Source organism: Achromobacter pulmonis (assembly GCF_002885955.2).
GTDB classification, from domain to species: domain Bacteria; phylum Pseudomonadota; class Gammaproteobacteria; order Burkholderiales; family Burkholderiaceae_B; genus Achromobacter; species Achromobacter pulmonis_A.
Map to the genome: position 1 here is coordinate 95,665 of NZ_POQS01000003.1, position 22,614 is coordinate 118,278.

At 68.7% G+C, this 22,614-nt stretch carries 21 protein-coding genes and 1 pseudogene; 8 read left to right on the forward strand and 14 right to left on the reverse strand.

What is annotated here, in order from left to right; genetic code table 11:
• Position 1: 1 nt before the first annotated feature.
• Positions 2-1,180: an isovaleryl-CoA dehydrogenase gene (locus C1I89_RS11705; protein WP_102772958.1), complete on the reverse strand. Its 1,179-nt coding sequence runs from the start codon at positions 1,178-1,180 to the stop codon at positions 2-4.
• Between the two features lie 244 nt (positions 1,181-1,424).
• Between C1I89_RS11705 and C1I89_RS11710 the strand changes: the two are divergent.
• Positions 1,425-2,692: pseudogene (locus C1I89_RS11710) on the forward strand (M20 aminoacylase family protein).
• Between the two features lie 37 nt (positions 2,693-2,729).
• Positions 2,730-3,701, forward strand: coding sequence for a Bug family tripartite tricarboxylate transporter substrate binding protein (locus C1I89_RS11715; protein WP_102772959.1), 972 nt, complete (start codon positions 2,730-2,732; stop codon positions 3,699-3,701).
• Positions 3,702-3,719: 18 nt separating this feature from the next.
• Here C1I89_RS11715 and C1I89_RS11720 read toward each other — a convergent pair whose 3' ends face one another.
• The gene (locus tag C1I89_RS11720) at positions 3,720-4,100 is read right to left on the reverse strand and encodes a MerR family transcriptional regulator (protein ID WP_102772960.1); all 381 of its coding nucleotides are present in this window, start codon (positions 4,098-4,100) and stop codon (positions 3,720-3,722) included.
• Positions 4,101-4,175: 75 nt separating this feature from the next.
• On the opposite strand from C1I89_RS11720, the gene C1I89_RS11725 reads away from it, so the two are divergent.
• Positions 4,176-5,243 carry an MBL fold metallo-hydrolase gene (locus C1I89_RS11725; RefSeq protein WP_102772961.1) on the forward strand — a complete coding sequence of 356 codons (1,068 nt, stop codon included), beginning with the start codon at positions 4,176-4,178 and terminating at the stop codon, positions 5,241-5,243.
• Positions 5,244-5,261: 18 nt separating this feature from the next.
• Here the strand turns inward: C1I89_RS11725 and C1I89_RS11730 are convergent, their stop codons facing one another.
• Positions 5,262-5,888 (reverse strand): LysE family translocator, encoded by a 627-nt coding sequence (locus C1I89_RS11730; RefSeq protein ID WP_181390936.1) that lies wholly within the window; start codon positions 5,886-5,888, stop codon positions 5,262-5,264.
• 99 nt (positions 5,889-5,987) lie between these two features.
• Here C1I89_RS11730 and C1I89_RS11735 point away from each other — a divergent pair, with 99 nt between their 5' ends.
• Together C1I89_RS11735 and metC are read left to right on the forward strand one after the other, a co-directional pair.
• Positions 5,988-6,701, forward strand: coding sequence for a nitroreductase (locus tag C1I89_RS11735; protein WP_102772962.1), 714 nt, complete (start codon positions 5,988-5,990; stop codon positions 6,699-6,701).
• An 80-nt stretch (positions 6,702-6,781) separates the two neighbouring features.
• Complete coding sequence (gene metC, locus C1I89_RS11740) at positions 6,782-7,975, forward strand: cystathionine beta-lyase (RefSeq protein WP_102772963.1); 1,194 nt, start codon at positions 6,782-6,784, stop codon at positions 7,973-7,975.
• A gap of 15 nt (positions 7,976-7,990) precedes the next feature.
• On the opposite strand, the gene C1I89_RS11745 is transcribed toward metC, so the two are convergent.
• From C1I89_RS11745 to argS, 5 genes are all read right to left on the reverse strand, one after another.
• Entirely contained in the window at positions 7,991-8,938 is a 948-nt protein-coding gene (locus C1I89_RS11745; protein WP_181390937.1) for a hypothetical protein, read from the reverse strand.
• A complete protein-coding gene (locus C1I89_RS11750) occupies positions 8,935-10,143 on the reverse strand; it encodes an ABC transporter substrate-binding protein (protein WP_102772965.1) in 1,209 nt (402 codons plus the stop codon). The genes C1I89_RS11745 and C1I89_RS11750 overlap by 4 nt, the downstream gene beginning before the upstream one ends.
• A gap of 463 nt (positions 10,144-10,606) precedes the next feature.
• Positions 10,607-11,236, reverse strand: a complete 630-nt coding sequence (locus tag C1I89_RS11755) for a thiol:disulfide interchange protein DsbA/DsbL (RefSeq protein WP_102772966.1) — start codon at positions 11,234-11,236, stop codon at positions 10,607-10,609.
• Positions 11,237-11,315: 79 nt separating this feature from the next.
• Entirely contained in the window at positions 11,316-12,017 is a 702-nt protein-coding gene (locus C1I89_RS11760; RefSeq protein ID WP_102772967.1) for an SPOR domain-containing protein, read from the reverse strand.
• A gap of 9 nt (positions 12,018-12,026) precedes the next feature.
• On the reverse strand, positions 12,027-13,724 hold the full coding sequence (gene argS / locus C1I89_RS11765; RefSeq protein WP_102772968.1) for an arginine--tRNA ligase: 1,698 nt from the start codon (positions 13,722-13,724) through the stop codon (positions 12,027-12,029).
• A gap of 298 nt (positions 13,725-14,022) precedes the next feature.
• Here argS and C1I89_RS11770 point away from each other — a divergent pair, with 298 nt between their 5' ends.
• Together C1I89_RS11770 and C1I89_RS11775 are read left to right on the forward strand one after the other, a co-directional pair.
• Positions 14,023-14,370, forward strand: a complete 348-nt coding sequence (locus C1I89_RS11770; protein ID WP_102772969.1) for a DUF1840 domain-containing protein — start codon at positions 14,023-14,025, stop codon at positions 14,368-14,370.
• 85 nt (positions 14,371-14,455) lie between these two features.
• On the forward strand, positions 14,456-14,773 hold the full coding sequence (locus C1I89_RS11775) for a hypothetical protein (protein ID WP_102772970.1): 318 nt from the start codon (positions 14,456-14,458) through the stop codon (positions 14,771-14,773).
• Positions 14,774-14,857: 84 nt separating this feature from the next.
• Here the strand turns inward: C1I89_RS11775 and C1I89_RS11780 are convergent, their stop codons facing one another.
• The 6 genes from C1I89_RS11780 to C1I89_RS11805 form a co-directional block, all read right to left on the reverse strand.
• Positions 14,858-15,658 carry a carbohydrate ABC transporter permease gene (locus tag C1I89_RS11780; RefSeq protein WP_102772971.1) on the reverse strand — a complete coding sequence of 267 codons (801 nt, stop codon included), beginning with the start codon at positions 15,656-15,658 and terminating at the stop codon, positions 14,858-14,860.
• Positions 15,655-16,530, reverse strand: coding sequence for a carbohydrate ABC transporter permease (locus C1I89_RS11785; protein WP_102772972.1), 876 nt, complete (start codon positions 16,528-16,530; stop codon positions 15,655-15,657). Before C1I89_RS11785 ends, C1I89_RS11780 begins: the two co-directional genes overlap by 4 nt.
• Positions 16,531-16,543: 13 nt before the next feature.
• A complete protein-coding gene (locus tag C1I89_RS11790; protein WP_102772973.1) occupies positions 16,544-17,839 on the reverse strand; it encodes an ABC transporter substrate-binding protein in 1,296 nt (431 codons plus the stop codon).
• Positions 17,840-17,876: 37 nt separating this feature from the next.
• Positions 17,877-18,932: an ABC transporter ATP-binding protein gene (locus tag C1I89_RS11795; protein ID WP_102772974.1), complete on the reverse strand. Its 1,056-nt coding sequence runs from the start codon at positions 18,930-18,932 to the stop codon at positions 17,877-17,879.
• Positions 18,933-19,053: 121 nt separating this feature from the next.
• Positions 19,054-19,851 carry a phosphodiesterase gene (locus tag C1I89_RS11800; protein ID WP_102772975.1) on the reverse strand — a complete coding sequence of 266 codons (798 nt, stop codon included), beginning with the start codon at positions 19,849-19,851 and terminating at the stop codon, positions 19,054-19,056.
• A 32-nt stretch (positions 19,852-19,883) separates the two neighbouring features.
• Positions 19,884-20,909, reverse strand: a complete 1,026-nt coding sequence (locus C1I89_RS11805) for a substrate-binding domain-containing protein (protein WP_102772976.1) — start codon at positions 20,907-20,909, stop codon at positions 19,884-19,886.
• Between the two features lie 316 nt (positions 20,910-21,225).
• Here C1I89_RS11805 and C1I89_RS11810 point away from each other — a divergent pair, with 316 nt between their 5' ends.
• Positions 21,226-22,554: an amidase gene (locus tag C1I89_RS11810; protein ID WP_102772977.1), complete on the forward strand. Its 1,329-nt coding sequence runs from the start codon at positions 21,226-21,228 to the stop codon at positions 22,552-22,554.
• Positions 22,555-22,614: the final 60 nt, after the last annotated feature.

The following is a 22,614-nucleotide window of genomic DNA, read 5'->3' on the forward strand; positions in this document are numbered from 1 at the left end:
CTCAGGCGGTTTCGTTGAACAGCTCGCGGCCGATCAGCATGCGGCGGATCTCGCTGGTGCCGGCGCCGATCTCGTACAGCTTGGCGTCGCGCCACAGGCGTCCCACCGGATACTCGTTGATGTAGCCGTTGCCGCCCAGGATCTGCACGCCTTCGCCGGCCATCCAGGTGGCTTTCTCGGCCGTGTACAGGATCAGCGCGGCGCAGTCCTTGCGCACCTGGCGCACGTGTTCCGAACCCAGCTTGTCCAGGTTCTTGCCGACCTGGTAGCAGAAGGCGCGGCTGGCCTGCAGCGTGGTGTAGAGATCGGCGACCTTGCCCTGGATCAGCTGGAATTCGCCGATGGCCTGGCCGAACTGCTTGCGGTCGTGGATGTAGGGCACGACCACGTCCATCACGGCCTGCATGATGCCCAGCGGGCCGCCGGACAGGACGGCGCGCTCGTAGTCCAGGCCGCTCATCAGCACCTTGACGCCGCCGTTGACCTGGCCCAGCACGTTTTCCTCGGGGATTTCGCAGTCCTGGAACACCAGTTCGCCGGTGTGGCTGCCGCGCATGCCCAGCTTGTCCAGCTTCTGCGCCACGGAAAAGCCCTTGAAACCCTTTTCCACCAGGAAGGCGGTGATGCCGCGCTGGTGCGCCTCGGGATCGGTCTTGGCGTAGACCACCAGGGTGTCGGCGTCGGGGCCGTTGGTGATCCACATCTTGCTGCCGTTGAGCACGTAGCGGTCGCCCTTCTTGTCGGCGCGCAGTTTCATGCTGACCACGTCGGAGCCGGCGCCCGGCTCGCTCATGGCCAGCGCGCCCACGTGTTCGCCGGAGATCAGCTTGGGCAGGTACTTGGCCTTCTGGGCCGGCGTGCCGTTGCGGTTGATCTGGTTGACGCACAGGTTGGAGTGCGCGCCGTAGGACAGGCCGACCGAGGCGCTGGCGCGGGAGATCTCCTCCATCACGACCATGTGGGCCAGGTAGCCCAGGTTGGCGCCGCCGTATTCCTCGTCGGCCGTCATGCCCAGCACGCCGAGATCGCCGAACTTGCGCCAGAGGTCCATGGGGAACTGGTCGTTGCGGTCGATTTCTGCAGCGCGCGGCGCGATCTCGGCCTGCGCGAAAGTGCGCACCGCGTCGCGCAGCATGTCCAGATCTTCGCCCAGGTCGAAGTTCAGGCCGGGAAGATTCATCGCGTTCTCCGTGATAGTAGGTGCTTACTTTTATATGGGCGCTCCGGTGGCGCCGCCGAATTGTCCGAGAGGCTCATCATGCGCCGATCGGCCGTCGCCAGGCAATGATGCAGTGCAAATATTACGTTTACGTAAACGTAAATTGGATACGGGTTATCCCTAGGGAAACGGATTCTTGCCGGCGGGCGCCCCTCTGTACCATTCCAGAGGTCTTTCAAACCTAAATGACTGTGACGGAGTTGCTGTGCTGGAACTATCCCATCTGGACGAAATCGTGGCGCTGCGGCGCGATCTGCATGCCCATCCGGAGCTCTGTTACGAAGAGCACCGCACGGCCCAGGTGGTGGCGGACACGCTGCGCGGCTGGGGCATCGAGGTGCATACCGGCATCGCCAAGACCGGCGTGGTCGGCGTGATCCGGCGCGGCGCGTCGGCGCGCGCCATTATGCTGCGCGCCGACATGGACGCGCTGCCCATGCAGGAAGAAAACCAGTTCGAGCACCGCTCGCGCCATGACGGCAAGATGCACGGCTGCGGCCACGACGGCCACACCGCCATGCTGCTGGCCGCGGCGCGCCACCTGNGTTCGAGCACCGCTCGCGCCATGACGGCAAGATGCACGGCTGCGGCCACGACGGCCACACCGCCATGCTGCTGGCCGCGGCGCGCCACCTGCAGACGGCAGGCGGTTTCGACGGCACGGTGTACCTGTGCTTCCAGCCGGCCGAGGAAGGCGGCGCGGGCGGGCGCGCCATGATCCAGGACGGCCTGTTCGAGCGCTTCCCCTGCGAGGCGGTGTTCGGCATGCACAACTGGCCGGGCCTGCCGGCGGGCACCTTCGGCGTCTGCGCCGGCCCCATGATGGCGGCCGCCAACGGCTTCAGGATCACGGTGCGCGGCAAGGGCGGCCACGCCGCCGCGCCGCAGGACTGCAGCGATCCGGTGCCGGCGCTGTTCGCCATCGGCCAGTCGCTGCAGACCATCCTGACGCGCAGCAAGCGGCCGCTGGACGCCGCGGTGCTGTCGATCACGCAGGTGCAGGCCGGCGGCAGCGTCATCAACGTGATTCCGGATTCGGCCTGGCTGGGCGGCTCGGTGCGCGCCTACAGCACCGGCGTGGTCGACCTGATCGAGCGGCGCATGAACGAGATCGCGGGCAGTATCGCGGCGGCCCACGGCTGCGAGGCCGAGGTGTTCTTCGAGCGCCGCTACCCGGCCCTGGTCAATACGGCGGCCGAGACCGAGTTCTGCATGGAAGTCATGCGCGAGGTCGCGGGCGAGGACCATGCGCGCGTGATCGAGCCGGCCATGGCGTCCGAGGACTTCGCCTTCCTGCTGCAGGAGAAACCCGGCTGCTACGTGTTCCTGGGCAACGGCGACGGCGAGCATCGCATGGCCGGCCACGGCCTGGGCCCGTGCATGCTGCACAACGCCAGCTACGACTTCAACGACGCCCTGATTCCGGCCGGCGCCTCCTACTGGATCCGCCTGGCCCAGCGCTACCTGGCCTGAGCGCATCCCTTCCACGCAACATCCACGACAGGACGATATGAAAAAGAAGACTCTGCTGATGAGGGCCGCGGGGGCGGCCCTGGCGATCATGGCCGGCGGCGCGCTGGCGCAGGACTGGCCGGCCAGGCCGGTGACGCTGGTGGTGCCCTACACCGCCGGCGGCAGCGCCGACGCGATCGGGCGCCGCCTGGGCGAGGTGCTGCGCAAAGAGGCCAACGCCACCGTCATCGTCGAGAACAAGCCGGGCGCCGGCGCGTCGCTGGGCACCGACTTCGTGGCGCGCGCGCAGCCCGACGGCGCCACGCTGCTGCTGGCCTCCACCAGCCCGCTGACCATCTATCCGCACCTGTCCAAGACCAACTACGACCCGATGAAGGACCTGACGCCGCTGGCCAGCGTGGCGGTCGCGCCCGTGGCCATCGTCGCGACCAAGGCGCTGCCGGTGCGGGACTTCGCCGGCCTGGTCGAATACGCCAGGGCGCACCCCGATGGCGTGCGCTACGGCACGCCGGGCCAGGGCACCGTGGCCCACATCGGCATGGCGGCGGTCACGGCCGGGACCGGCGCCAGAATGCTGCACGTGCCCTACCGCGGCAACAGCCAGGCGCTGACCGACGGCCTGGGCGGCGTGGTGGAGCTGCTGGTGGTCAATAGCGACGTGGTGCTGCCGCACGTCGCCAGCGGCGCGCTCAAGCCGCTGGCCGTGATGGCGCCGCAGCGCCTGGCGGCCTGGCCCGAGGTGCCGACCATGGCCGAGCTCAAGCTGCCGCAGGCGCAGTACTACTCCAACTTCGGCGTGTTCGCCCCGGCGAACCTGCCGCCCGCCGTGGCGCAGCCGCTGCAGGCGGCGCTGGCCAGGGCCGTGGCCAGCGCGGAATTCAAGGACCTGCTGGCCAAGTCCTACCTGCAGCCGGGCACCGCCGCCGGCGCGGCCTTCGCCAAACAGGTGCAGGAGGAATACGCCAACAACGCCCGCGTCATCGAGGCTGGCGGCATCAAGGCGCAGTGATCGCGCGGCCGCGGCGTCTCAGGGTTTCTGCGCCAGCAGCTCGCGGCATTGCCGTTCCTGCTGCGCGATTTCCCGCAGGGTGTCCTCGATGTCGCGGCGCTGCTGCTCCAGCGTGGCGCGATGCTGTTGGAGTACGCTGAGGTACTGGCGCAGCTGGACCTCGGTGTCGCCGGGCCCGTCGTACATGTCGATCAGGGTCAGGATCTCCGACAGCTGCAGGCCCAGCCGCTTGCCGCGCAGGGCCAGCTTCAGCCGCGTGCGGTCGCGCGGGCCGAAGATGCGGTTGCGCCCCTCGCGCGCCGGGCTGACGATCCCCTGGTCTTCATAGAAGCGGATCGTGCGGGGCGTGACGTCGAATTCGCGTGCGAGTTCGGAGATGGTCCAGGTTGACGAGGACATGCGAGCTGTGGCAGTTTACGTAAACGTAAATTATGATGACTTGACCGGAACGTCAAGCGTGGAGCGAGAGAGGCGATGAACCCCAACGAGCAGAAACTGCAGTACCCCTGGGCCGACTTCCAGCCGGAAGCGGGCCGCGCGCATGTGGTGGCCGATGGCGTCAAGTGGATCCGCATGCCTTTGCCGTTCGCGCTGGATCATATCAATCTCTGGCTGTTGCGCGACAACATCGACGGCCGCGAGGGCTGGACCATCGTCGATTGCGGCATCGCGCGCGACGAGGTCAAGACCCTGTGGGAGCAGGTCTTCGAGAACGAACTCGACGGCCTGCCCGTGCTGCGGGTGCTGGTCACCCACATGCACCCCGACCACGTCGGCCTGGCCGACTGGCTGTGCGAGCGCTGGAACGCGCGCCTGTGGATGACCATGACCGACTTCATGGTGGCCTCGCTGTGGTCCTCGCGCCGCACGGACGCGGGCGCCGGCCCCGGCGGCCAGGCGGCGGTCGATCACTTCGCGCGCCACGGACTGACCGATCCCGGCGCGCAGGAACAGATCCGCCAGCGCGCCAATTACTACCCCAACCTGGTGCCGTCGGTGCCCGCGCGCTACACCCGCCTCATGCACGGCGACCAGGTCCGCATTGGCGGGCGCGACTGGCGCGTGATCGTCGGCTACGGCCATGCGCCGGAACACGCCTCGCTGTTCTCGCCGGACCTGGCGGTGCTGATTTCCGGCGACATGGTGCTGCCGCGCATTTCCACCAACGTCAGCGTGTTCGACTACGAGCCCGACGCCAACCCGCTGCCGCTGTACCTGCGCTCGCTGGACCGCTACGCCGACCTGCCGCGCGACACGCTGGTGCTGCCGGCGCACGGCCGCCCTTTCAAGGGCCTGCACGAACGCATCGCCCAGCAGCACGAGCACCATCGCGACCGCCTGGCGGAAGTGCTGGAGGCCTGTGCCGGCCAGCCCCAGTCCACCTCGGACATCGTGCCCGTGCTGTTCAAGCGCAAGCTCGACCTGCACCAGCTGACCTTCGCCATGGGCGAGGCGCTGGCGCACCTGCATGCGCTGTACTTCGAGGGCAGGCTCGAGCGCGAACTGGGAACCGACGGCATCGTCCGCTTTTCGGCCGCCTGAACGCAGGCGTCGCGCGCCTCAGCGCGACGCCGTCGCCAGCCGCAGCGCCAGGCCCACGAACACCAGCGCGGCGATGCGGTTGAGCCAGCGCTTGGCGCGGACCGAGCGCTGCAGCAGTTCGCCGAACGCGCCCGAGAAAAACGCGATCGCGCCGAACACCAGCAGCGTGGACAGCATGAACACGGCGCCCAGCTGCATGGTCTGCGCGCCCACCGGTCCCTGCGCCGGCGAGGTGAACTGCGGCAGGAACGCGAAGAAGAACAGCAGCACCTTGGGGTTGGTCAGGTTCATCACGATGCCGCGGCGGTACAGCGCGCCCGGCTTCATGGGCGCCGGGGCGGCGCCCGTCTCGCCGTCGACCGGCGCGCGCAGGATCTGCCACGCCAGATAGGCCAGGTAGGCGGCGCCGGCCAGCTTGAGCACGGTGAAGGCCACGGGCGATGCCGCGAACACGGCGGCCAGCCCCACGGCCACGGCGGCCGTATGGACCAGCAGCCCGGTGCACAGCCCGAACACCACCAGCATGCCCGCCTTGCGGCCCCAGATGGCCGATTGCATCAGCACGAACAGGTTGTCCGGCCCCGGGGTCAGGGCCAGCAGGACGGCGATGCCGAAGAATGCGATCAGGGTGTCTAGGGGCAGCATGGAGATGTCCGCAAGCGAGGGGCCGCTACGGGGCGGGCCGGAAATGGCATGATAAAGGCAAAGACGAACCACCAGACCCGAACCAGGAGACCCCGACCCATGCCCGCCGCCGCCACGTCCCGCCCGCAAGACGCCCAAGATCCGCGCCCCGACGCCGCGCTCGAAGCCTGGCTGCACGCCCGCCACAGCTGCCGCGCGTTCCTGCCCGAAGCGGTGGAGCGCGCCACCATCGAACGCATCCTGGCGCTGGCGCAGCGCACGGCTTCGTGGTGCAACTGCCAGCCCTGGCAGGTGGCGGTCACCGAGGGCGCGGGCACCGAGCGCCTGCGCCAGGCCTTGCAGCGCCGCGCGCAGCAGGCCGGCTTCACGCCGGACTTTCCGTTCCCGCGCGAGTACCAGGGCGCCTATCTGGCGCGGCGGCGCGAGGCCGGCTTCCAGCTCTACGAGGCCGTCGGCGTGGCGCGCGGCGACCGCGAGGCCTACCGCCGCCAGGAAATGCGCAATTTCCAGCTGTTCGACGCGCCGCACGTGGCCATCGTCACCACCGACGAGGCGCTGGGCGAGTACGGCGCGATGGACTGCGGCGGGTATGTGGCCAATTTCCTGCTGGCGGCCCAGGCCAACGGCGTGGCGACCGTGCCGCAGGCCTCGCTGGCCATGTATCCGGAAGTGCTGCGCGAGGTGCTGGGCCTGCCCGCCGACCGCCGCGTGGTGTGCGGCATTTCGTTCGGCTACGCCGATACCGCGCATCCCGCCAACAGCTACCGCACCCGCCGCGCGCCGCAGTCCGAAACCGTCACCTGGGTCGGCTGATCCGGGACAGGCCGCGCGCCGCCTGATAAGGTTCACCCTATCCGTTTTCCTCCGTCCACCCGCCAGCCGTTCTTACGAACATGCCTACCAAACACATCGATACGCTCTTGCAGCATGCGGGCACCGCCCCGTTTAACCCCGAAACCGGCAACGCGCCGGTGCCGCTGCCGCCGATGCGGGCCAGCACGGTGCGCTTCGCGAACATGGCGGCGCTGGAGCAGGCGCAGCGCAGCAAGGCCGCCGGCGGCCGCGCGGCCACCTACGGCCGCATGGGCATGGACACGCACGCCGCGCTCGAACAGGTCTTCACCCAGCTCGAAGGCGGCACGCACTGCTACCTGGCGCCCTCGGGCCTGTCGGCCATGACGCTGGTGATGCTGGCGCTGTGCTCGGCCGGCGACCACGCCCTGATCTCGGACTGCGTGTACGGGCCCATGCGCGAACTGGACGATGCCGTGCTCAAGCGCATGAACATCGACATCACCTATTTCGCGGCCGGCGAAGACCTGGACGAACTGGTCCGTCCCAACACCCGCCTGCTGTACGTGGAGTCGCCGGGCTCGCTGCTGTTCGAGATGCTGGACATGGGCGCGCTGGCCGCCGTGGCGCAGCGCCACGGCCTGGTGCTGGCCACCGACAACACCTGGGGCTCGGGCTATATCTACCGTCCGCTGACCCTGGGGGCGCAGGTCTCGGTCATCGCCGGCACCAAGTACGTGGGCGGGCACTCCGACCTGATGCTGGGCGCGGTGGTCACCAACGACGAACAGATCGCCCGCAAGCTCAACCGCACGCAGTACGCGATGGGCTATTCCATCAGCGCCGACGACGCCTGGCTGGCGCTGCGCGGCGTGCGCACCATGCCCATCCGCATGGCCCAGCACGCGCGCCACGCGCTGCAGGTGTGCGAGTTCTTCAAAAGCCGCCCCGAGACCGTGCGCCTGTTCCATCCGGCCTGGCCGCAGGACCCGGGCCATGCGCTGTGGCAGCGCGACTGCACCGGCTCCAACGGCATGCTGTCGGTCGAGCTGCGCCTGTCGCCGGCGGCGGCGCGCGTGTTCGTCGATTCGCTGACGCTCTTCGGCATCGGCTTTTCCTGGGGCGGCTACGAAAGCCTGGTGCAGCTGGTGTCGGGCAAGGACCTGGCCAAGCACCGCTACTGGGGCGACGGCGACAACGCGCTGGTGCGCCTGCACATCGGCCTGGAATCGCCCGAGGACATCATCGCCGACCTGACCCAGGCGCTGGAAAAGGCCGCCGCCGTGCGCGAGTAAGGCGGCGCGGCGCGCTCAGGCGGCCGCGCCGCGTATCCAGGCGCCGATGCGCGCGGCGATATCGTCGCTGTTGTCGTCCATCATGGGCATGTGCGAATTGCCGGCCACGCCCATGTCGGCCAGGCGCCAGGTCTGCACGCGCGCGCCCTGCCGCGCCAGTTCGCCGGCATAGGCCTCGCCGGCGGCGCACAGCTTTTCCCACAGCGGCGTCGCGTCCAGGTAGTCGCCATAGACGAACAGAAAGGGCTTGTCCGCCACGGCCGCGGCCGCCACCTCCGGCGAGAAGCCCGAGGGCTCGATGCCGATGACGCCGCGCACCAGGTCCGGGCGCGCATGCAGCGCGCGGTAGGCGACCTCGCCGCCGTGGCTGTGCGCCATCACCAGGCACGGCCCCACGCGCTCCAGCACCGCGCAGAATCCCCGCAGCGCCGCATCGTTGTTGCCCAGCCAGCGCGGCACCGCGTGGCGGATGAAGGCGTCGAACGCCGCCACCGGAAAGCGCTGTCCCGCGAATGGCCGGCGCGCCGCGTAGTCCTCGGCGCGGCCGAAGCGAAACAGCGTCCAGCTTTCCTCGGCGTTGCGGATGATGGGCGGCTCCGGCCAGACTTCCTGGAACGGCGCCCAGCCCGCGCGGCCGCGCTCGACGTTGTCCACCACATACACCGCATGGCCCTGGCGCAGGAAATGCTGCATCCAGCCGGGCCGCCCGTCCGGCGTCTGCTCCCACATCGCGCCGGTCATGCCGCCGCCGTGCAGCATCACGATGGGCAGCGGATGCGCCAGCGCGGCCGGAATGAAGTACTGCACGTAGGCCTGCTCGAAGTGGTAGAGGCCGTTGGGGTCATAGGCCAGCGAGGCGCTTTGCGTGAATGCGATGTCGCGTCGCGGCAGGCCGTCGATGCGCACCTGCCGTCCGCCCGCGTAGAAGCTGCCGACATCGGCCAGCGCCAGCGTCCGCGTCATGGCTTGACCAGCGGGCACTGGCTGTCCGACAGGGGCCAGGCCAGCGTGGCGCCCGGGATGGTGCGCACGATGTTGTAGTAGTCCCACGGCGCCTTGGACTGCGCCGGGGTCTTGACCTGCGCCAGCATCATGTCGCGCACCACCAGCCCGTCTTCGCGGATGCGCGCGTTCAGGCTGAAGGGATCGTCGATGGGCAGCGATTTCATCTTCGCCATGACGGCGTCGGCCTCGACCGTGCCGGCGGCCTTCACGGCCTGCAGGTAATGGCGCACCGAGCCGTAGACGCCGGCCTGCAGGAAGGTGGGCGGACGTCCCACGCGGGCTTCGAATTTCTTGGCGAAGGCGCGCGTGCCGTCGTTCATGTCCCAGTAGGACGGCACGGTCAGGTAGGTTTTCTGCGCTGCCTGCAGCCCCAGGCTGTGGACGTCGGTAATCAGCAGCAGCATGGCGGCCAGTTGCTGCGCGCCGCCGATGCCGAATTCCGCCGCCTGCTTGATGGCCGATATGGTGTCGCCGCCCGCGTTGGCGATGGCGATGATCTGCGCCTTGGAGGCCTGCGCCTGCAGCAGGAAGGAGGCGAAATCCGATGCATTCAGCGGGTGGTAAACGGTGCCGGCCACCTCGCCGCCGTTGGCCTTGACCACGGCTTCCGTGTCCGCCGCCAGCTGCTTGCCGAAGGCGTAGTCCGACGCCAGGATGAACCAGCGCTTGTTGCCCTCGTTGACCACCGCGGTGGCCGTGCCGCGCGACAGCGCATAGGTGGTGTAGGTCCATTGCACGCCGTAGGGCGAGCACTGCGCCTGCGACAGCGCGGTGGTGCCGGGGCTGGAGAACAGCACCAGTTTCTTCTTCTCGCGCGCGATGCCCTGCACCGCCAGCGCCACCGAGGAGTTGGGCACGTCCACCACCACGTCCACGTCATCGGTGTCGTACCACTTGCGCACCATGCTGCTGCCGATATCGGGGCGGTGCTGGTGGTCGCCCGACACCAGCGAGATGGGCTTGCCCAGCACGCTGCCGCCGATTTCCTCGATGGCCAGCCGGGCCGCCTCGACCGAGCCCTTGCCGGTGGCGTCGGCGGTCACGCCCGCCATGTCGGTGAGCACGCCGATCTTCACGCCGCCGGCGTCGCTGGCATGCGCCAGGCCCGCGGCCAGCGCCAGGCACAGGCCGGCTGCACGGCCGCGCAGGATTTGCTGTTTCATGTCTTCCTCCCCTTGATATGCCGCCGCCGCGGCGATTTATTGTGGGAAAAGTGTAGCGTGGCCGCGGCGGCCCGGCGATAAAAAAGACCCCCACGCGGCGCACGCTACGCGTGCTTGCTGCCCCCCGAGGGGGCGTTTTTGTCTTGGGGCGGCCCGGCGACAAAAAACGCNGCTGGCATGCGCCAGGCCCGCGGCCAGCGCCAGGCACAGGCCGGCTGCACGGCCGCGCAGGATTTGCTGTTTCATGTCTTCCTCCCCTTGATATGCCGCCGCCGCGGCGATTTATTGTGGGAAAAGTGTAGCGTGGCCGCGGCGGCCCGGCGATAAAAAAGACCCCCACGCGGCGCACGCTACGCGTGCTTGCTGCCCCCCGAGGGGGCGTTTTTGTCTTGGGGCGGCCCGGCGACAAAAAACGCCCCGGCCAGTGAAGGCTCGGGGCGTTGCGGAGCGGGGTCCGGGCGCGTCAGTTGCGCGCCATCGGGATCAGGCGGTCGACTTCCTTGAGCGCGCCTTCGTAGCTGTTGCCGGCCATGACGGGCGAGGTCATGAACTTGCCGCCGACGGCGAAGGACGGCGTGCCTTCGATGCGGTAGGCCTCGGCCAGCTGGGTGGCGCGCTGCACCTGCGTCTGCACGCTGAACGAATCGAATACCGAGTCGAACTTGGCGCGGTCCACGCCTTGCGCGGCGACCCATTCGCCCATGGCCTTCTTGTCGAACAGGCGCTTGTGTTCGCCGTGGATGGCGGTGAAGACCTTGGGATGCAGGTCGGCGCGGTCCAGGGCCAGCAGCGTGTAGTACAGCTGCTGCAGCGGCTTCATGCCGGCGTTGAAGGCGATGGGAACCTGCTTGAGCACCACATCCTCGGGCTTGGTCTTGGCCCAGTCCTCGACCAGCGGTTCGATCGCCGCGCAGTGCGGGCAGGTGTAGGCGAAGAACTCCAGCACTTCCACCTTGCCCGGGGTGTCCGACGGCAGCGGCGGATTGATGGGCACGTATTGCTGCGTGCCCTGGGCGTGGCTCGCCGGGCTGAGGAACGTGGTGGCGGTCAACGCGGCCGCGGCCAGGATGCGAATAATCTTGGGGGACAGCATGGATGAGAGGTTCCTGAGCAAAAAAGTTACAGACAGGGGCGGGGCCGCATAAGTTCCGTCCGCCTCCGCGGACGGCCGCTTACTGGCGCACCACCGCGGTTTCGATCTTGTTCTCGCCCAGCCGGCCGCGGGCGCGGTTCATGTCGTCCAGGCGGGCGAACGGCCCCACCCTGACGCGGTTGATGGGCTTGCCGCCGACCTCGGCCTTCTGCACCGCGACCGGCAGGCCCAGCAGGATGATGCGGGCCTTGAGGGACTCCGCATCGCTTTCGCCGCGGAATGCGCCGGCCTGCAGGTAGTAAGTGCCGGTGGCCGCGGGAGCCGGCTTGGCGGCCGGCGCCGGGGCCTTGGAGATCGGCGTGGGCGGCGCGGCGCTGGGCGCGGGCGCGGCCGGGGCGGCCTGGCGGGTGGACGGCAGCGTGGCGATCAGCGCACCCAGGTCGTCCATCTTGGAGGGCGGCTCATCGGTCTTGGGGGCGGCGGTGCCTGCGCCGGGCAGCGGCGCGGGGGCCGTCGCGGTCGGGCCGGTCGGGGCCGGGCCCGCGCCGCCGTCGCGCCCGTACAGGCCGGCGTTGGGGTCGGGCGCCAGGCGGGGATCGGGCAGCTTGCCGGTGTCGCCCTGGCGGCTGGCCCGGTCCACAAAGGGCACGGGCGCCTTGGTGACGTAGAAGGCGACGACGGCGGCCACGATCAGGCCGAGGAGCAGGCCGGCCAGCGCCCCGTACAGGGTGCTGCCGCTTTCGCCGGAGGAACGGCGGGAGGTTTTGCGCTTGGTTGCCATGAACCGATGTTACATCCGCTCGGGCGCCGAGACGCCCAACAGCGCCAGCCCGTTGGCCAGCACCTGGCGCGTGGTCGAGGCCAGGCGCAGGCGCGCCAGCTTCAGCGCGGTATCGTCGACCAGCACGCGCTCGGCGTTGTACCAGGCGTGGAAGTCCGAGGCGCAGTCGCGCAGCCAGAAGGCGATGTGGTGCGGCGACAGCTCCTGCGCGGCCAGCGCGATCACGTTGGGGAATTCGGCCAGGCGCTGCATCAGCGCGAATTCGGTCGGGGCGGTCAGCAGCGCGGCGTCGGCCTGGGCCACGTCGGCGGCCGGCATGGCGGCGTTGGCGATCACCGAGCAGATGCGGGCGTGCGCGTACTGGATGTAGTAGACCGGGTTCTCGTCGCTCTTGGACAGCGCCAGGTCCACGTCGAACACGAACTCGGTATCGGCGCGGCGCTGGATCAGGAAGTAGCGCACCGCGTCGCGGCCGACCCAGTCGATCAGGTCGCGCATGGTCACGTAGCTGCCGGCGCGCTTGGAGATCTTGACCTCTTCGCCGCCGCGCATCACCTTGACCATCTTGTGCAGCACGTAGGACGGGTAGTCCTTGGGGATGCCCTCTTCCAGCGCCTGCAGGCCGGCGCGCACGCGCGCCACGGTGCCGTGGTGGTCGCTGCCCTGGATATTCACGGCGCGGTGGAAGCCGCGCTCCCATTTGGCCTTGTGGTAGGCCACGTCGGGCACGAAGTAGGTGTAGCCGCCCTCGCTCTTGCGCATGACGCGGTCTTTGTCGTCGCCCGTGCCCAGCTCGGTGGTGCGCAGCCACAGCGCGCCGCCTTCTTCGTAGGTGTGGCCGCCGGCGATCAGCGCCTGCACGGTGGCCTCGACCCGCCCGGAGGTGTAGAGCGAGCTTTCCAGGTAGTAGTTGTCGAACGCCAGGCCGAAGGCCTGCAGGTCGAGGTCCTGCTCGCGGCGCAGGTAGGCCACGGCGAAGACGCGGATGTCGTCCAGGTTGTCGACGTCGCCCGAGGCGGTGACGTCCACGCCGTCGGAGTGCACGGTGGCGCGGGCCTGGAAGTCGCGCGCGATGTCGGCGATGTAGTCGCCCTTGTAGCCGTCGGCCGGCCATTCGGGGGAATCGGTGCTCAGGCCGCGGGCGCGCGCCTGCACGCTGATGGCCAGGTTGTTGATCTGGTTGCCGGCGTCGTTGTAGTAGAACTCGCGGGTCACGTCCCAGCCGCTGGCGTCGTACAGGCGGCAGATGGCGTCGCCCAGCGCGGCCTGGCGGGCATGGCCCACGTGTAGCGGGCCGGTGGGGTTGGCCGACACGAATTCGACCAGGATCTTCTCGCCGCTGCGGGGCGCGCGGCCGAAGTCGGCGCCCTGTTCGGCCACGGCGGCGATGACGGCCTGGCGGGCCGCGGCGGTGACGCGCAGGTTGATGAAGCCGGGGCCGGCGACCTCGGCGCTTTCGACCAGGCCGGCCGCGCCGGGCTGCGCCGTCAGCGCGTCCACGATGGCCTGGGCCAGTTCGCGCGGATTGCGGCGGGCCGGCTTGGCCAGCTGCATGGCCACGTTGGTGGCGACGTCGCCGTGGGCGGCGACCTTGGGGCGCTCCAGCAGCACGTTGGCCCGGGCCGCATCGGCGGCGGCGTCGGGCAGGCTTTGCGCGACGGCGGCCTGGATCAGGGAGATAAGCTGTTTCTGTTGCTCGAGGAGCATGGGCGTCTGGAGAGTTCTGAGTTGGTGACGGACGCGCCCGCGCGGGGCGGAGCGGACAGGATGGGGCGCTCTGCCTGCCGGTGGGCCGGCGGCCGCGCGCATGCCCGGTTTCGGGGCGGCGCAGACCCTCCTGTCACGGGAATCCCCTGAATCATAGCTTGATTTGGCGGGCGGCCCGGCGCGCGCGGGGTCCGCGGGGGACGGATGGCCCGCGGGCGTATCCGCGGGGCAGGACCCTAGTTGGCATCCCCCGGGCGTTGCGGTAGTGTATGTAAGTAATCATTGTGGAGACCGGAATATGTTGATCACCTTTCACTCCAAGGTCGTGGCCGAGGTCCTGATGCTGACCGACCATGCCGGCGCGCTGTTGCACGCCGCCGGCAAGTCCTTCGGAGACAAGATTCCGGAGCGCGGCGTTTTCACCGTGGAACAGCTGCAGCCCGCCATCGACGGCATCGAGCGCGCGATCGAGGACTACCAGCGCGCCCACGAAGGCGCCGAGGACGAGGACGAAGACAAGCCGCCGGTGTCCCCGATGGCCCGCATGGTGGGCATGAAGGAGCGCGCCTTCCCGCTGCTGGACATGATGCGCCAGTCGCTGGCGGCCGGCGCGGAAGTCACCTGGGAAGTGTCGCGCGGCTGGTAACCCGCGGGCCAATGTCGCCGGACCGACAATCTGGCGGCGTTTTTTTCCCTACGCTTCTGGGCTGACGCCTTTTGAAGGAACCCCCATGCGCAGCGACATCACCATCGTTTTCGATCCCCGCCGTTCCGTGGACCTCGCGGCCGACGTCGAGCCGTCTCCCGAGCGCCAGAATCAGGCCCGCGACTGGTTCGACGGCGCCTGGGAAACGCTGGGCTGCGAGCCCCTGCGTCCCAGCGGCAAGGTGCTGCTGCTGGACAAGGTGCTGGGCGTGGCGGACGCGCTCGGCTACGACACCCTGTCCACCGACGAAAAAGAAGCCCGCGAATTCGCCGAGAACCTGGCGCTGGCGCTGGAACGGCCGCGCATCACGGTGGACCTGCCGGGGCTGACGGTGGGGTATTAGAAGGGGTTCGCCCCGATGGGTTTCGCGCGTTCTGCGCCGGGGCCCTTGTCCCGACAGTTGTCGCGCTGCACCCATCGGCCTCCGCTACCTGATCCCCGCCCGCATGAACGACTGCACGAACTGGCGCTGGAACAGCAGGAACGCGATCAGCAGCGGCGCGGCCGACATCAGCGTGGCGGCGGTGATGACCGACCAGTCGATGCCCTGATCGGTGGACGAGAACACCTGCAGCCCCACCGTCAGCGGGCGCGACTCCACCGAGTTGGTGATGATCAGCGGCCACAGGAAGTTGTTCCAGTGGTGGCTGACCGACACCAGCCCGTAGGCCACGTAGATCGGCTTGGCCAGCGGCACGTACACCTTCCACAGGATCTGCAGCGCGTTGGCGCCCTCCATGCGAGCAGCCTCTTCGAGTTCGCGCGGCACGGTCTTGAAGGTCTGGCGCAACAGGAAGATGCCGAAGGCCGAGGCGAAGTACGGCAGGCCGATGGCGAACACCGTGTCGCGGATGCCGAGCTGGCTCATGGAGCGGTAGTTCTCCACCAGCAGCACGTCGGGCATGATCATCAGCTGCAGCAGCACCAGCATGAAGACGAAGTCGCGGCCGCGGAATTCCAGGCGCGCGAACGCATAGCCCGCCAGGGTGGACAGCACCAGCTGCGCGGCCAGCACCATCGTGACGAGCAGGAAGGTGTTGAGGAAGTAGCGCGGGAACGGCGCGGCATGCCAGGCCCGCACGAAGTTGTCCAGCGTCAGCGGCGCGAACAGGTCGAAGCGGGTGGCGTAGGCGGGCGGGTGGAACGCCGCCCACATGGCGTACGCCAGGGGCAGGATCCACAGCAGGCCGAGCGCCCAGGCGCCCAGGGTATCGAGCTTGTCTTTCATTGATAGTGCGTCCTGCGGTCCAGCCAGCGGAACTTGACCAGCGCGGTCAGCGCCAGCACCACCAGCAACACGACGGTCAGCGTGGCGGCGTAAGCCGTGTCCCAGAAACTGAAACCCACCTGGTAGATGTAGTACAGCAGCAGCGTGCTGGCGTTGTCCGGCCCGCCGCGCGTCATGACCACGACGTGGTCCACCAGCCGGAAGGCGTTGATCAGCGCGTTGATGAGCACGAACAGCGTGGTCGGCATCAAGAGCGGCCAGAGGATGCGGCGGAAGTACTGCCAGCGCGAGGCGCCTTCGAGCATGGCGGCTTCGCGCAGCGACGGCGAGACGGTCTGCAAGGCGGCCAGGTAGAAGATCATGAAAAAGCCCGCTTCCTTCCACACGGTCACCAGCATCAGCGCCGGCAGCGCGGTTTCGCGCGAGCCCAGCCAGTTCGGCCCGGGCGTGCCGAAAAGCTGCATCACCTGCGCGATCAGGCCGTACTGCGGGGTGTAGAAGAACAGCCAGATATTGGCCACCGCCACCATCGGCAGCACCGTGGGCGTGAAGTAGGCCATGCGCAGGAACCCGCGCCCGCGCAGGTTGCGGTTGACCCAGAGCGCCATGATCAGCGCGATGCCGATGGAGGTGGGAATGGTGCCCAGCGCGAACCACAGGTTGTTCCACAGGGACTGCCAGAACACCGGATCGTCGCGCATGAGCGCGTAGTTCTCCAGCCCCACGTAGCGCGCCGGACGCGCGCCCTTGGGGGTGGAGAAAAAGCTGTGCCATAGCGTCGCCAGCGCCGGGTAGTGCGTGAACGCGGCGAGCAGCACGATGGCTGGCAGCAGAAGCAGCCAGCCATAAAGCGCATTCAAAGAGCGGCTCATCGTGCTTGTCGGTTTACTTGTAGGAACGCAGTATGCGGTCGGCCTCGCGCTGGGCGTCGGTCAGCGCCTGCTGGGGCGTCTTGGAGCCCGTCAACGCGGCCTGCAGCGCATCGTTGAGCGTCTTGGTGACGCGCTGGTTTTCATGCGTGGAGAACTCGGCCACGCTGACTTCCAGCTGGTCGCGCGCGACCGTGGCGGCCGGCACTTCCTGCGCGTACTTCTTCATCTTCTCGGTTTCCCAGGCGGCCGGGGTCACCGCGACGTAGCCGGTCGCGATGCTCCAGTCGGCGGCGCGTTCGGGCGTGGTGACCCATTGCGCGAACTTGAGCGCGGCCTGCTGCTGCTCCGGCGTGCCGCTCTTGAAGATGTAGAAGTTGCCGCCGCCGGTCGGGCTGCCGCCGCGCTTCTGCTTGGGCATCATGGCGACGCCGAACGGGAAGTCGGCGTTCTTGCGGATGTTGGTCAGGTTGCCGGTGGTGGTCCAGACGATGGCGGCCTTCTTTTCGAGGAAGTCCTTGGGCGTGGTGCCCCAGTCGATGGTGCCGGCCGGCATGATCTTGTGCTTGGCCGACAGGTCGTGCCAGAACTGCGCGGCCTCGACCACCGCCGGCTTGTCCAGGTAGACCTCGTTGCCGGCCTCGTTCATCAGGATCGCGTCGTTCGGCGTGGTCAGCGCCTGGAACAGCCAGTAGGCGAACGCGCCGCCCGAGGGGATCTCGATGCCCCACTGCGTGGTGTTGCCGGCGGCGTCCTGCTTGGTCAGCTTCTTGCCGTACTCGACCAGTTCGGCCCAGGTGGCCGGCGCGCGTTCGGGGTCCAGCCCGGCGGCCTTGAACAGGTCCTTGTTGTAGTACATGACGATGGTCGAGCGCTGGAACGGCACGCCCCAGGTGTGGCCGCCGGTGCGGCTGTTCTGCATGAAGGCGTCATAGAAGCCGCCCAGCCACTTCTTGTCGGCCTCGCTCTTGGCCAGGCTGTCGATCGGGACGATGGCGTCCTCGTCGATCAGCGTGAACATGTCGGTCGACAGCAGCACCGCCAGCTGCGGCGGGGTGCCGCCCTTGAGCGCGGTCAGCGCCTTGGCGATCGAGTCCTGGTAGGAGCCGGCGTAGATCGGCTTGATCCGGATGTTGGGATTTTCCTTCTGGAAGTCCGCCACCATGTCGTCGACGATCTTGGTGATGGGGCCGCCCACGGCGACCGGGTAATAGAACTCGACCTCGACGGGCTTGTTCTGCGCCTGCGCAGGCAGCGAAAGGCAGGCGGCGGCCAGGCTGGCGGCCAGGGTCTTCAGTACGGTGCGTCGCATGTTGGTTTTCCTTTCCTGTGCTGTGTGCGGGCTTGATCTAGTGCCCGACGGTGTTGATGACCGCCGAATCGGCGGCAAAGAAGTGCTGCTGCGCCTGCGGCCAGGACAGGCGCAGGGCTTCGCCGGCGCGCGCGCGCAGATGCCCGCTGACGCGCACGGCCACGCCGCTGGTGTCGCCGACGCGGCACACCACGATGGAGTCCGCGCCGAAGTACTCCACGCTTTCGACGGTGGCGGGGATGCCGCCGTCGTCGATCCGGATGTGTTCGGGCCGCACGCCCAGCTTGACCGCGCCGGCCGGCGCGCTGGCGATGGCCGGGCCGTCGGCGCCGGCGATGACGGTGGCGCCGTTGCCGCCGGCCAGGCCGATCAGGTTCATGGGCGGCGTGCCGATGAAGCGCGCGGCGAATTCGCTGGCCGGGCGCGCGTACAGGCCGTCGGGCGTGTCGTGCTGTTCGATCTGGCCGCCGCGCAGCAGCACCACCTGGTCGGCCATGCTCATGGCCTCGGTCTGGTCGTGCGTGACGTACACCATCGTGATGCCCAGCTCCTGCTGCAGCGCGCGGATCTCGCGGCGCATTTCGTGGCGCAGCTGCGCGTCGAGGTTGGAGAGCGGCTCGTCCATCAGGCAGACCGGGGCTTCGGAGATGACCGCGCGGCCCAGCGCCACGCGCTGCTGCTGGCCGCCGGACAGCTGCGAGGGCTTGCGGTCGAGCAGGTGGTTCAGGCCCAGCAGGCCGGCCACGCGCTGCAGGCGGCGGTCGTAGTCGCGCGCCGGCTCCTTGCGCACCTTCAGGCCGAACAGGATGTTCTCGCGCACCGACAGGTGCGGAAACAGCGCATACGACTGGAACACCATGGAGATGCGGCGCTTGGAAGGCGGCAGCTGGGTCACGTCGCGGTCGCCGATGCGGATGCTGCCCGAGGTGGGCGTGTCCAGCCCGGCGATCATGCGCAGGGTGGTGGACTTTCCGCAGCCCGACGGACCCAGGAGGACCGTGAAGCTGCCGGCGGGAACGGTGAAGCTGACGCCATGGATCGCGGCGGCGGCGCCGTACTGCTTGGTGAGGTTATCCAGAACGATGGATGACATGCTGTCTCGAAGATCCGATAGTTGGATCCGCATTGTTGCCTGCGATGAAATCCTTTTCATTGTGCAGCGCAAACATGACGGATGTATGGCAAGGCGAGGTCCGATAGTCTAGCCGCAGGCCTCAGGCGAATGGGTAAGGTCCGGGGTATTCCCCAATGACGGCGTGGTGCGTGACCAGGTTGCCGCCATGCCACCAGTGCAATTGATAGCCCGGCGGCTCCATGATGTATTGCAGCGTCGGGCGCGGCCCGATCTCCAGCGCGAGCTGGTGCGCGGTGCCCGGACAGGTCGAGGCGATGGTGCCGCCGAAGCGCTGGAATATCGTGCGGTGCAGATGGCCGCAGAGCACGCGTTCCACGTTCGGGAAACGCGCCACGATGCGCTCGAGCTCGGGCGCGCCGGCCAGCAGGCCGATGGCGTCCATGTGCTCGATGCCGGTCAGGAATGGCGGATGGTGCATCAGCACCAGCGTGGGCCGCTGCGGCTGTTCGGCCAGGCGCGTGGCCAGCCAGTCGAGCCGGTCCTGGCACAGTTCGCCGTGGCTCTTCATCGGCACCACGGTGTCCAGCGCCAGCAGGCGCAGCGGATAGCTTTCGATGGCGTACTGGATGAACGGCCCGTCGCCTTGCAGATAGTCGTGGTCGGAAAACGCGGCGCGCAGCTGGGCGCGGTCGTCGTGGTTGCCGGGCAGCAGGAAGTATGGAATCTCCAGCGCCTGCAGGTGCTCGCGCAGCGCCTGGTATTCCTGGGGCCGGCCCAGGTCGGTCAGGTCGCCGGTGATGAGCACGCAGTCGGGCCGCGGCGTCAGGGCGTTGAGCGCGCGCACGGCCGGCGCCAGGAAGGCGGCCGGATCGATGATGCCGTAGGCCTTGTCGCCCGGGGTGCGCATGTGCAGGTCGGTAATCTGTGCGATGAGCATGATGCTTGGATATCGAAAGCGTTGAACAGGCCCTAGCCGGCGGCCTTGCGCCGCACCGGCGCCGCGGTGCCGCCGACCACGATGCAATGCGGCAGGCGGTCGGATTGCGGCGGTTGTCCGTGGATCTGCGCCAGCAGGTTGGAGCAGGCCGCCACGCCGATGCCGTCGCTGGGCTGCGCCACCGTGGTCAGCGGCGGCGTCAGCAAGGCGCCGAAACGCATGCCGTCGAAGCCGCAGACCGAGATGTCGGCCGGCACGGACAGGCCCAGCCCGACCAGGTCGGCGATCACCGCCGTGGCCAGCAGGTCGTTCGAGCAGAACAGGGCGGTGGGCGCCTGCTTGCCGCGCAGCGCGGCCTTGAGGGCGTCGGCGTCGCTGCCGGTGTGCGAACTCATGGAGATGTGCTGGATGGCATCCAGGCCCAGGCGCTTGGCGCAGGCGCGCGCGCCGGTCAGGCGGCGGCGCGCGCGGTCGGAGGCGGTCAGCGGCCCGGTGACCAGCGCGATGCGGCGATGGCCCAGCGCCGCCAGATGGGCCACCATGTCGCTGGCGGCGGCGCGGTTGTCCACCGAGGCATAGGGATGGGCGGCCGATTCGTTGTAGACCAGCACATAGGGAATGCCGGCGCTGTCCAGGTCGTCCAGCGTCGCGCTCTTGGCCACGTCGGCGACCGTCAGGATCAGCCCGTCGACCTGGTGGTCCATCAGGCCCTGGACCGCGGCCGATTCGACCGCCGGATCGTAGCCGGTGGCCGTCAGCATCACGCTGTAGCCCGATTCGCGCGCGCGGCGCTCGGCGCCTTCGAAGCATTCTGCGAACACCGGGTTGGACAGCGTGGGCAGGATCAGCCCGATGGTGCGCGTGCTGCCCGAGCGCAGGCTGCGGCCCACGCGGTTGGGGCGAAAGCCCGCGCGCTTGGCGACGCTGCGGATATGGGCCAGCGTGTCGGGATGCACGATGTCCGGCTGGTTGAAGGCGCGCGACACCGTGGCCGGCGAAACCCCGGCCTTGCGGGCCACTTCAATGATGGAGAATCGGGGCGACGGGCGCGATGCCATGCGGAATTGCTGTCGGGTCGTGAAAACGATTTCATCTTACTAGACAAATATGACCTTTGTATTGCACGGGTTTGCGCTATGCTGGTGCCGACGCAACAGAAAAGCCAAGGCGCGACGCGCGGTTTCCGTGGAGAAAAGCGGTGATTTCCGTGTTTTTCCCAATTGACGCGTGGTGGACATTGGCAGCAGTCGGTTGGTCCGAAATGCGCGGCGGAATTTGCCCGCCGCGTCTTCCGGCGAACCCCCGGTCAAGGGGACTGGGTGCGTCGCTCAGCCGCCGCGCGCCATGCGCGGCGCCGGTAAAGAGGAAAGGACCATGTCTATAGCCTTGAACAAGCTTGGCGCGCTCGAAGCCGCGCGCAAGCTGCAACGGCGCGAACTGACCGCGGAGCAGCTCGTGCGCGCTTGCTTCGCGCGCATCGAGCAGCGCGAGAACACCGTGCATGCCTGGACCGCGCTGCAAAAGCAGGCTGCGCTGGAACGCGCGCAGACGCTGGACCGCGGCGCGCTGCGCGGCCCGCTGCATGGCCTGCCCATCGGCGTCAAGGACCTGTTCGACACCGCGGACCTGCCCACCCGCTACGGCTCGCCCATCTACGAACGCCACCGCCCGGGCCTGGACGCGGCCAGCGTGGCGCAGTGCCGCGAGGCCGGCGCGATCGTGATCGGCAAGACCGTGACCACCGAATTCGCCACCTACCATGCCGGCCCCACGCGCAATCCGCGCAACGAGGCCTACACGCCGGGCGGCTCCTCCAGCGGCTCGGCGGCCGCGGTGGCCGACGACATGGTGCCATTCGCGCTGGGCACGCAGACCGCGGGCTCCATCATCCGCCCCGCCTCCTATTGCGGCGTGGTCGGCTACAAGCCCACCTTCGGCAGCATTTCGCGCGCGGGGGTCAAGAGCGTGGCCGAGTCGCTGGACACGGTCGGCGGCTTCGCGCGTTCGGTGCCGGACGTGGCGCTGTTCGCCTCGGTCCTGATGCGCGACCCGCGCATGCTGGACCTGTCGTACGACGGCAAGCCGCGCATCGGCATGTTCCGCACCCTGCAGTGGCGCCACGCGCAGTCCGAAACCAAGGAGGCCTTCGCGCAGGCGGCGGCCATCCTGTCGCGCGCCGGCGCCGTGGTGGAAGAAGTGCCGCAGCCGCAGGAACACTGCGCGCTGGTGCAGCTGCACGCGGACATCATGGCGTTCGAGCTGTCGCAGGCGCTGGCCTACGAGCGCATCGAGCACATGGGCCAGCTCAGCACCAAGCTGCAGGCCATCATCGAGGCGGGCATGCGCATCGGGGCCGAAGAACACCAGCAGAACCTGGCCCGCGCCGCCGAGCCGCGCGCGCGCGTGGACTCGTGGCTCGACACGTACGACGTGCTGATCGCGCCTAGCGCAGCCGGCGAAGCGCCCTTCGCGGACCTGGGCACGGGCGATCCGCAGTTCTCGCGGGCCTGGACGCTGTTCGGCCTGCCCTGCCTGAACCTGCCGTTCGCCACCGGCCCGCAGGGCCTGCCGGTGGGCCTGCAGCTGATCGGCAAGCGCCACGGCGACCACGCCATGCTGGCCATCGCGGCCTGGGTGCATCAGCGCCTGCTGGCCGCCAACTCGCCCGACATCGGCGCATCCGACATGTGGCCGCGCGGCTGACGCCGCCCGGAAACAAAAAGCCCGCCGGGTAGCGGCGGGCTGCTTTCATGCCGGGTCGCG

What these genes read in the sequence shown, in the direction of transcription:
- C1I89_RS11705 (WP_102772958.1), bottom strand. Translation starts at nt 1,180, where the DNA reads ATGAATCTTCCCGGCCTGAACTTCGACCTGGGCGAAGATCTGGACATG.
- C1I89_RS11715 (WP_102772959.1), top strand. Translation starts at nt 2,730, where the DNA reads ATGAAAAAGAAGACTCTGCTGATGAGGGCCGCGGGGGCGGCCCTGGCG.
- C1I89_RS11720 (WP_102772960.1), bottom strand. Translation starts at nt 4,100, where the DNA reads ATGTCCTCGTCAACCTGGACCATCTCCGAACTCGCACGCGAATTCGAC.
- C1I89_RS11725 (WP_102772961.1), top strand. Translation starts at nt 4,176, where the DNA reads ATGAACCCCAACGAGCAGAAACTGCAGTACCCCTGGGCCGACTTCCAG.
- C1I89_RS11730 (WP_181390936.1), bottom strand. Translation starts at nt 5,888, where the DNA reads ATGCTGCCCCTAGACACCCTGATCGCATTCTTCGGCATCGCCGTCCTG.
- C1I89_RS11735 (WP_102772962.1), top strand. Translation starts at nt 5,988, where the DNA reads ATGCCCGCCGCCGCCACGTCCCGCCCGCAAGACGCCCAAGATCCGCGC.
- metC (WP_102772963.1), top strand. Translation starts at nt 6,782, where the DNA reads ATGCCTACCAAACACATCGATACGCTCTTGCAGCATGCGGGCACCGCC.
- C1I89_RS11745 (WP_181390937.1), bottom strand. Translation starts at nt 8,938, where the DNA reads ATGACGCGGACGCTGGCGCTGGCCGATGTCGGCAGCTTCTACGCGGGC.
- C1I89_RS11750 (WP_102772965.1), bottom strand. Translation starts at nt 10,143, where the DNA reads ATGAAACAGCAAATCCTGCGCGGCCGTGCAGCCGGCCTGTGCCTGGCG.
- C1I89_RS11755 (WP_102772966.1), bottom strand. Translation starts at nt 11,236, where the DNA reads ATGCTGTCCCCCAAGATTATTCGCATCCTGGCCGCGGCCGCGTTGACC.
- C1I89_RS11760 (WP_102772967.1), bottom strand. Translation starts at nt 12,017, where the DNA reads ATGGCAACCAAGCGCAAAACCTCCCGCCGTTCCTCCGGCGAAAGCGGC.
- argS (WP_102772968.1), bottom strand. Translation starts at nt 13,724, where the DNA reads ATGCTCCTCGAGCAACAGAAACAGCTTATCTCCCTGATCCAGGCCGCC.
- C1I89_RS11770 (WP_102772969.1), top strand. Translation starts at nt 14,023, where the DNA reads ATGTTGATCACCTTTCACTCCAAGGTCGTGGCCGAGGTCCTGATGCTG.
- C1I89_RS11775 (WP_102772970.1), top strand. Translation starts at nt 14,456, where the DNA reads ATGCGCAGCGACATCACCATCGTTTTCGATCCCCGCCGTTCCGTGGAC.
- C1I89_RS11780 (WP_102772971.1), bottom strand. Translation starts at nt 15,658, where the DNA reads ATGAAAGACAAGCTCGATACCCTGGGCGCCTGGGCGCTCGGCCTGCTG.
- C1I89_RS11785 (WP_102772972.1), bottom strand. Translation starts at nt 16,530, where the DNA reads ATGAGCCGCTCTTTGAATGCGCTTTATGGCTGGCTGCTTCTGCTGCCA.
- C1I89_RS11790 (WP_102772973.1), bottom strand. Translation starts at nt 17,839, where the DNA reads ATGCGACGCACCGTACTGAAGACCCTGGCCGCCAGCCTGGCCGCCGCC.
- C1I89_RS11795 (WP_102772974.1), bottom strand. Translation starts at nt 18,932, where the DNA reads ATGTCATCCATCGTTCTGGATAACCTCACCAAGCAGTACGGCGCCGCC.
- C1I89_RS11800 (WP_102772975.1), bottom strand. Translation starts at nt 19,851, where the DNA reads ATGCTCATCGCACAGATTACCGACCTGCACATGCGCACCCCGGGCGAC.
- C1I89_RS11805 (WP_102772976.1), bottom strand. Translation starts at nt 20,909, where the DNA reads ATGGCATCGCGCCCGTCGCCCCGATTCTCCATCATTGAAGTGGCCCGC.
- C1I89_RS11810 (WP_102772977.1), top strand. Translation starts at nt 21,226, where the DNA reads ATGTCTATAGCCTTGAACAAGCTTGGCGCGCTCGAAGCCGCGCGCAAG.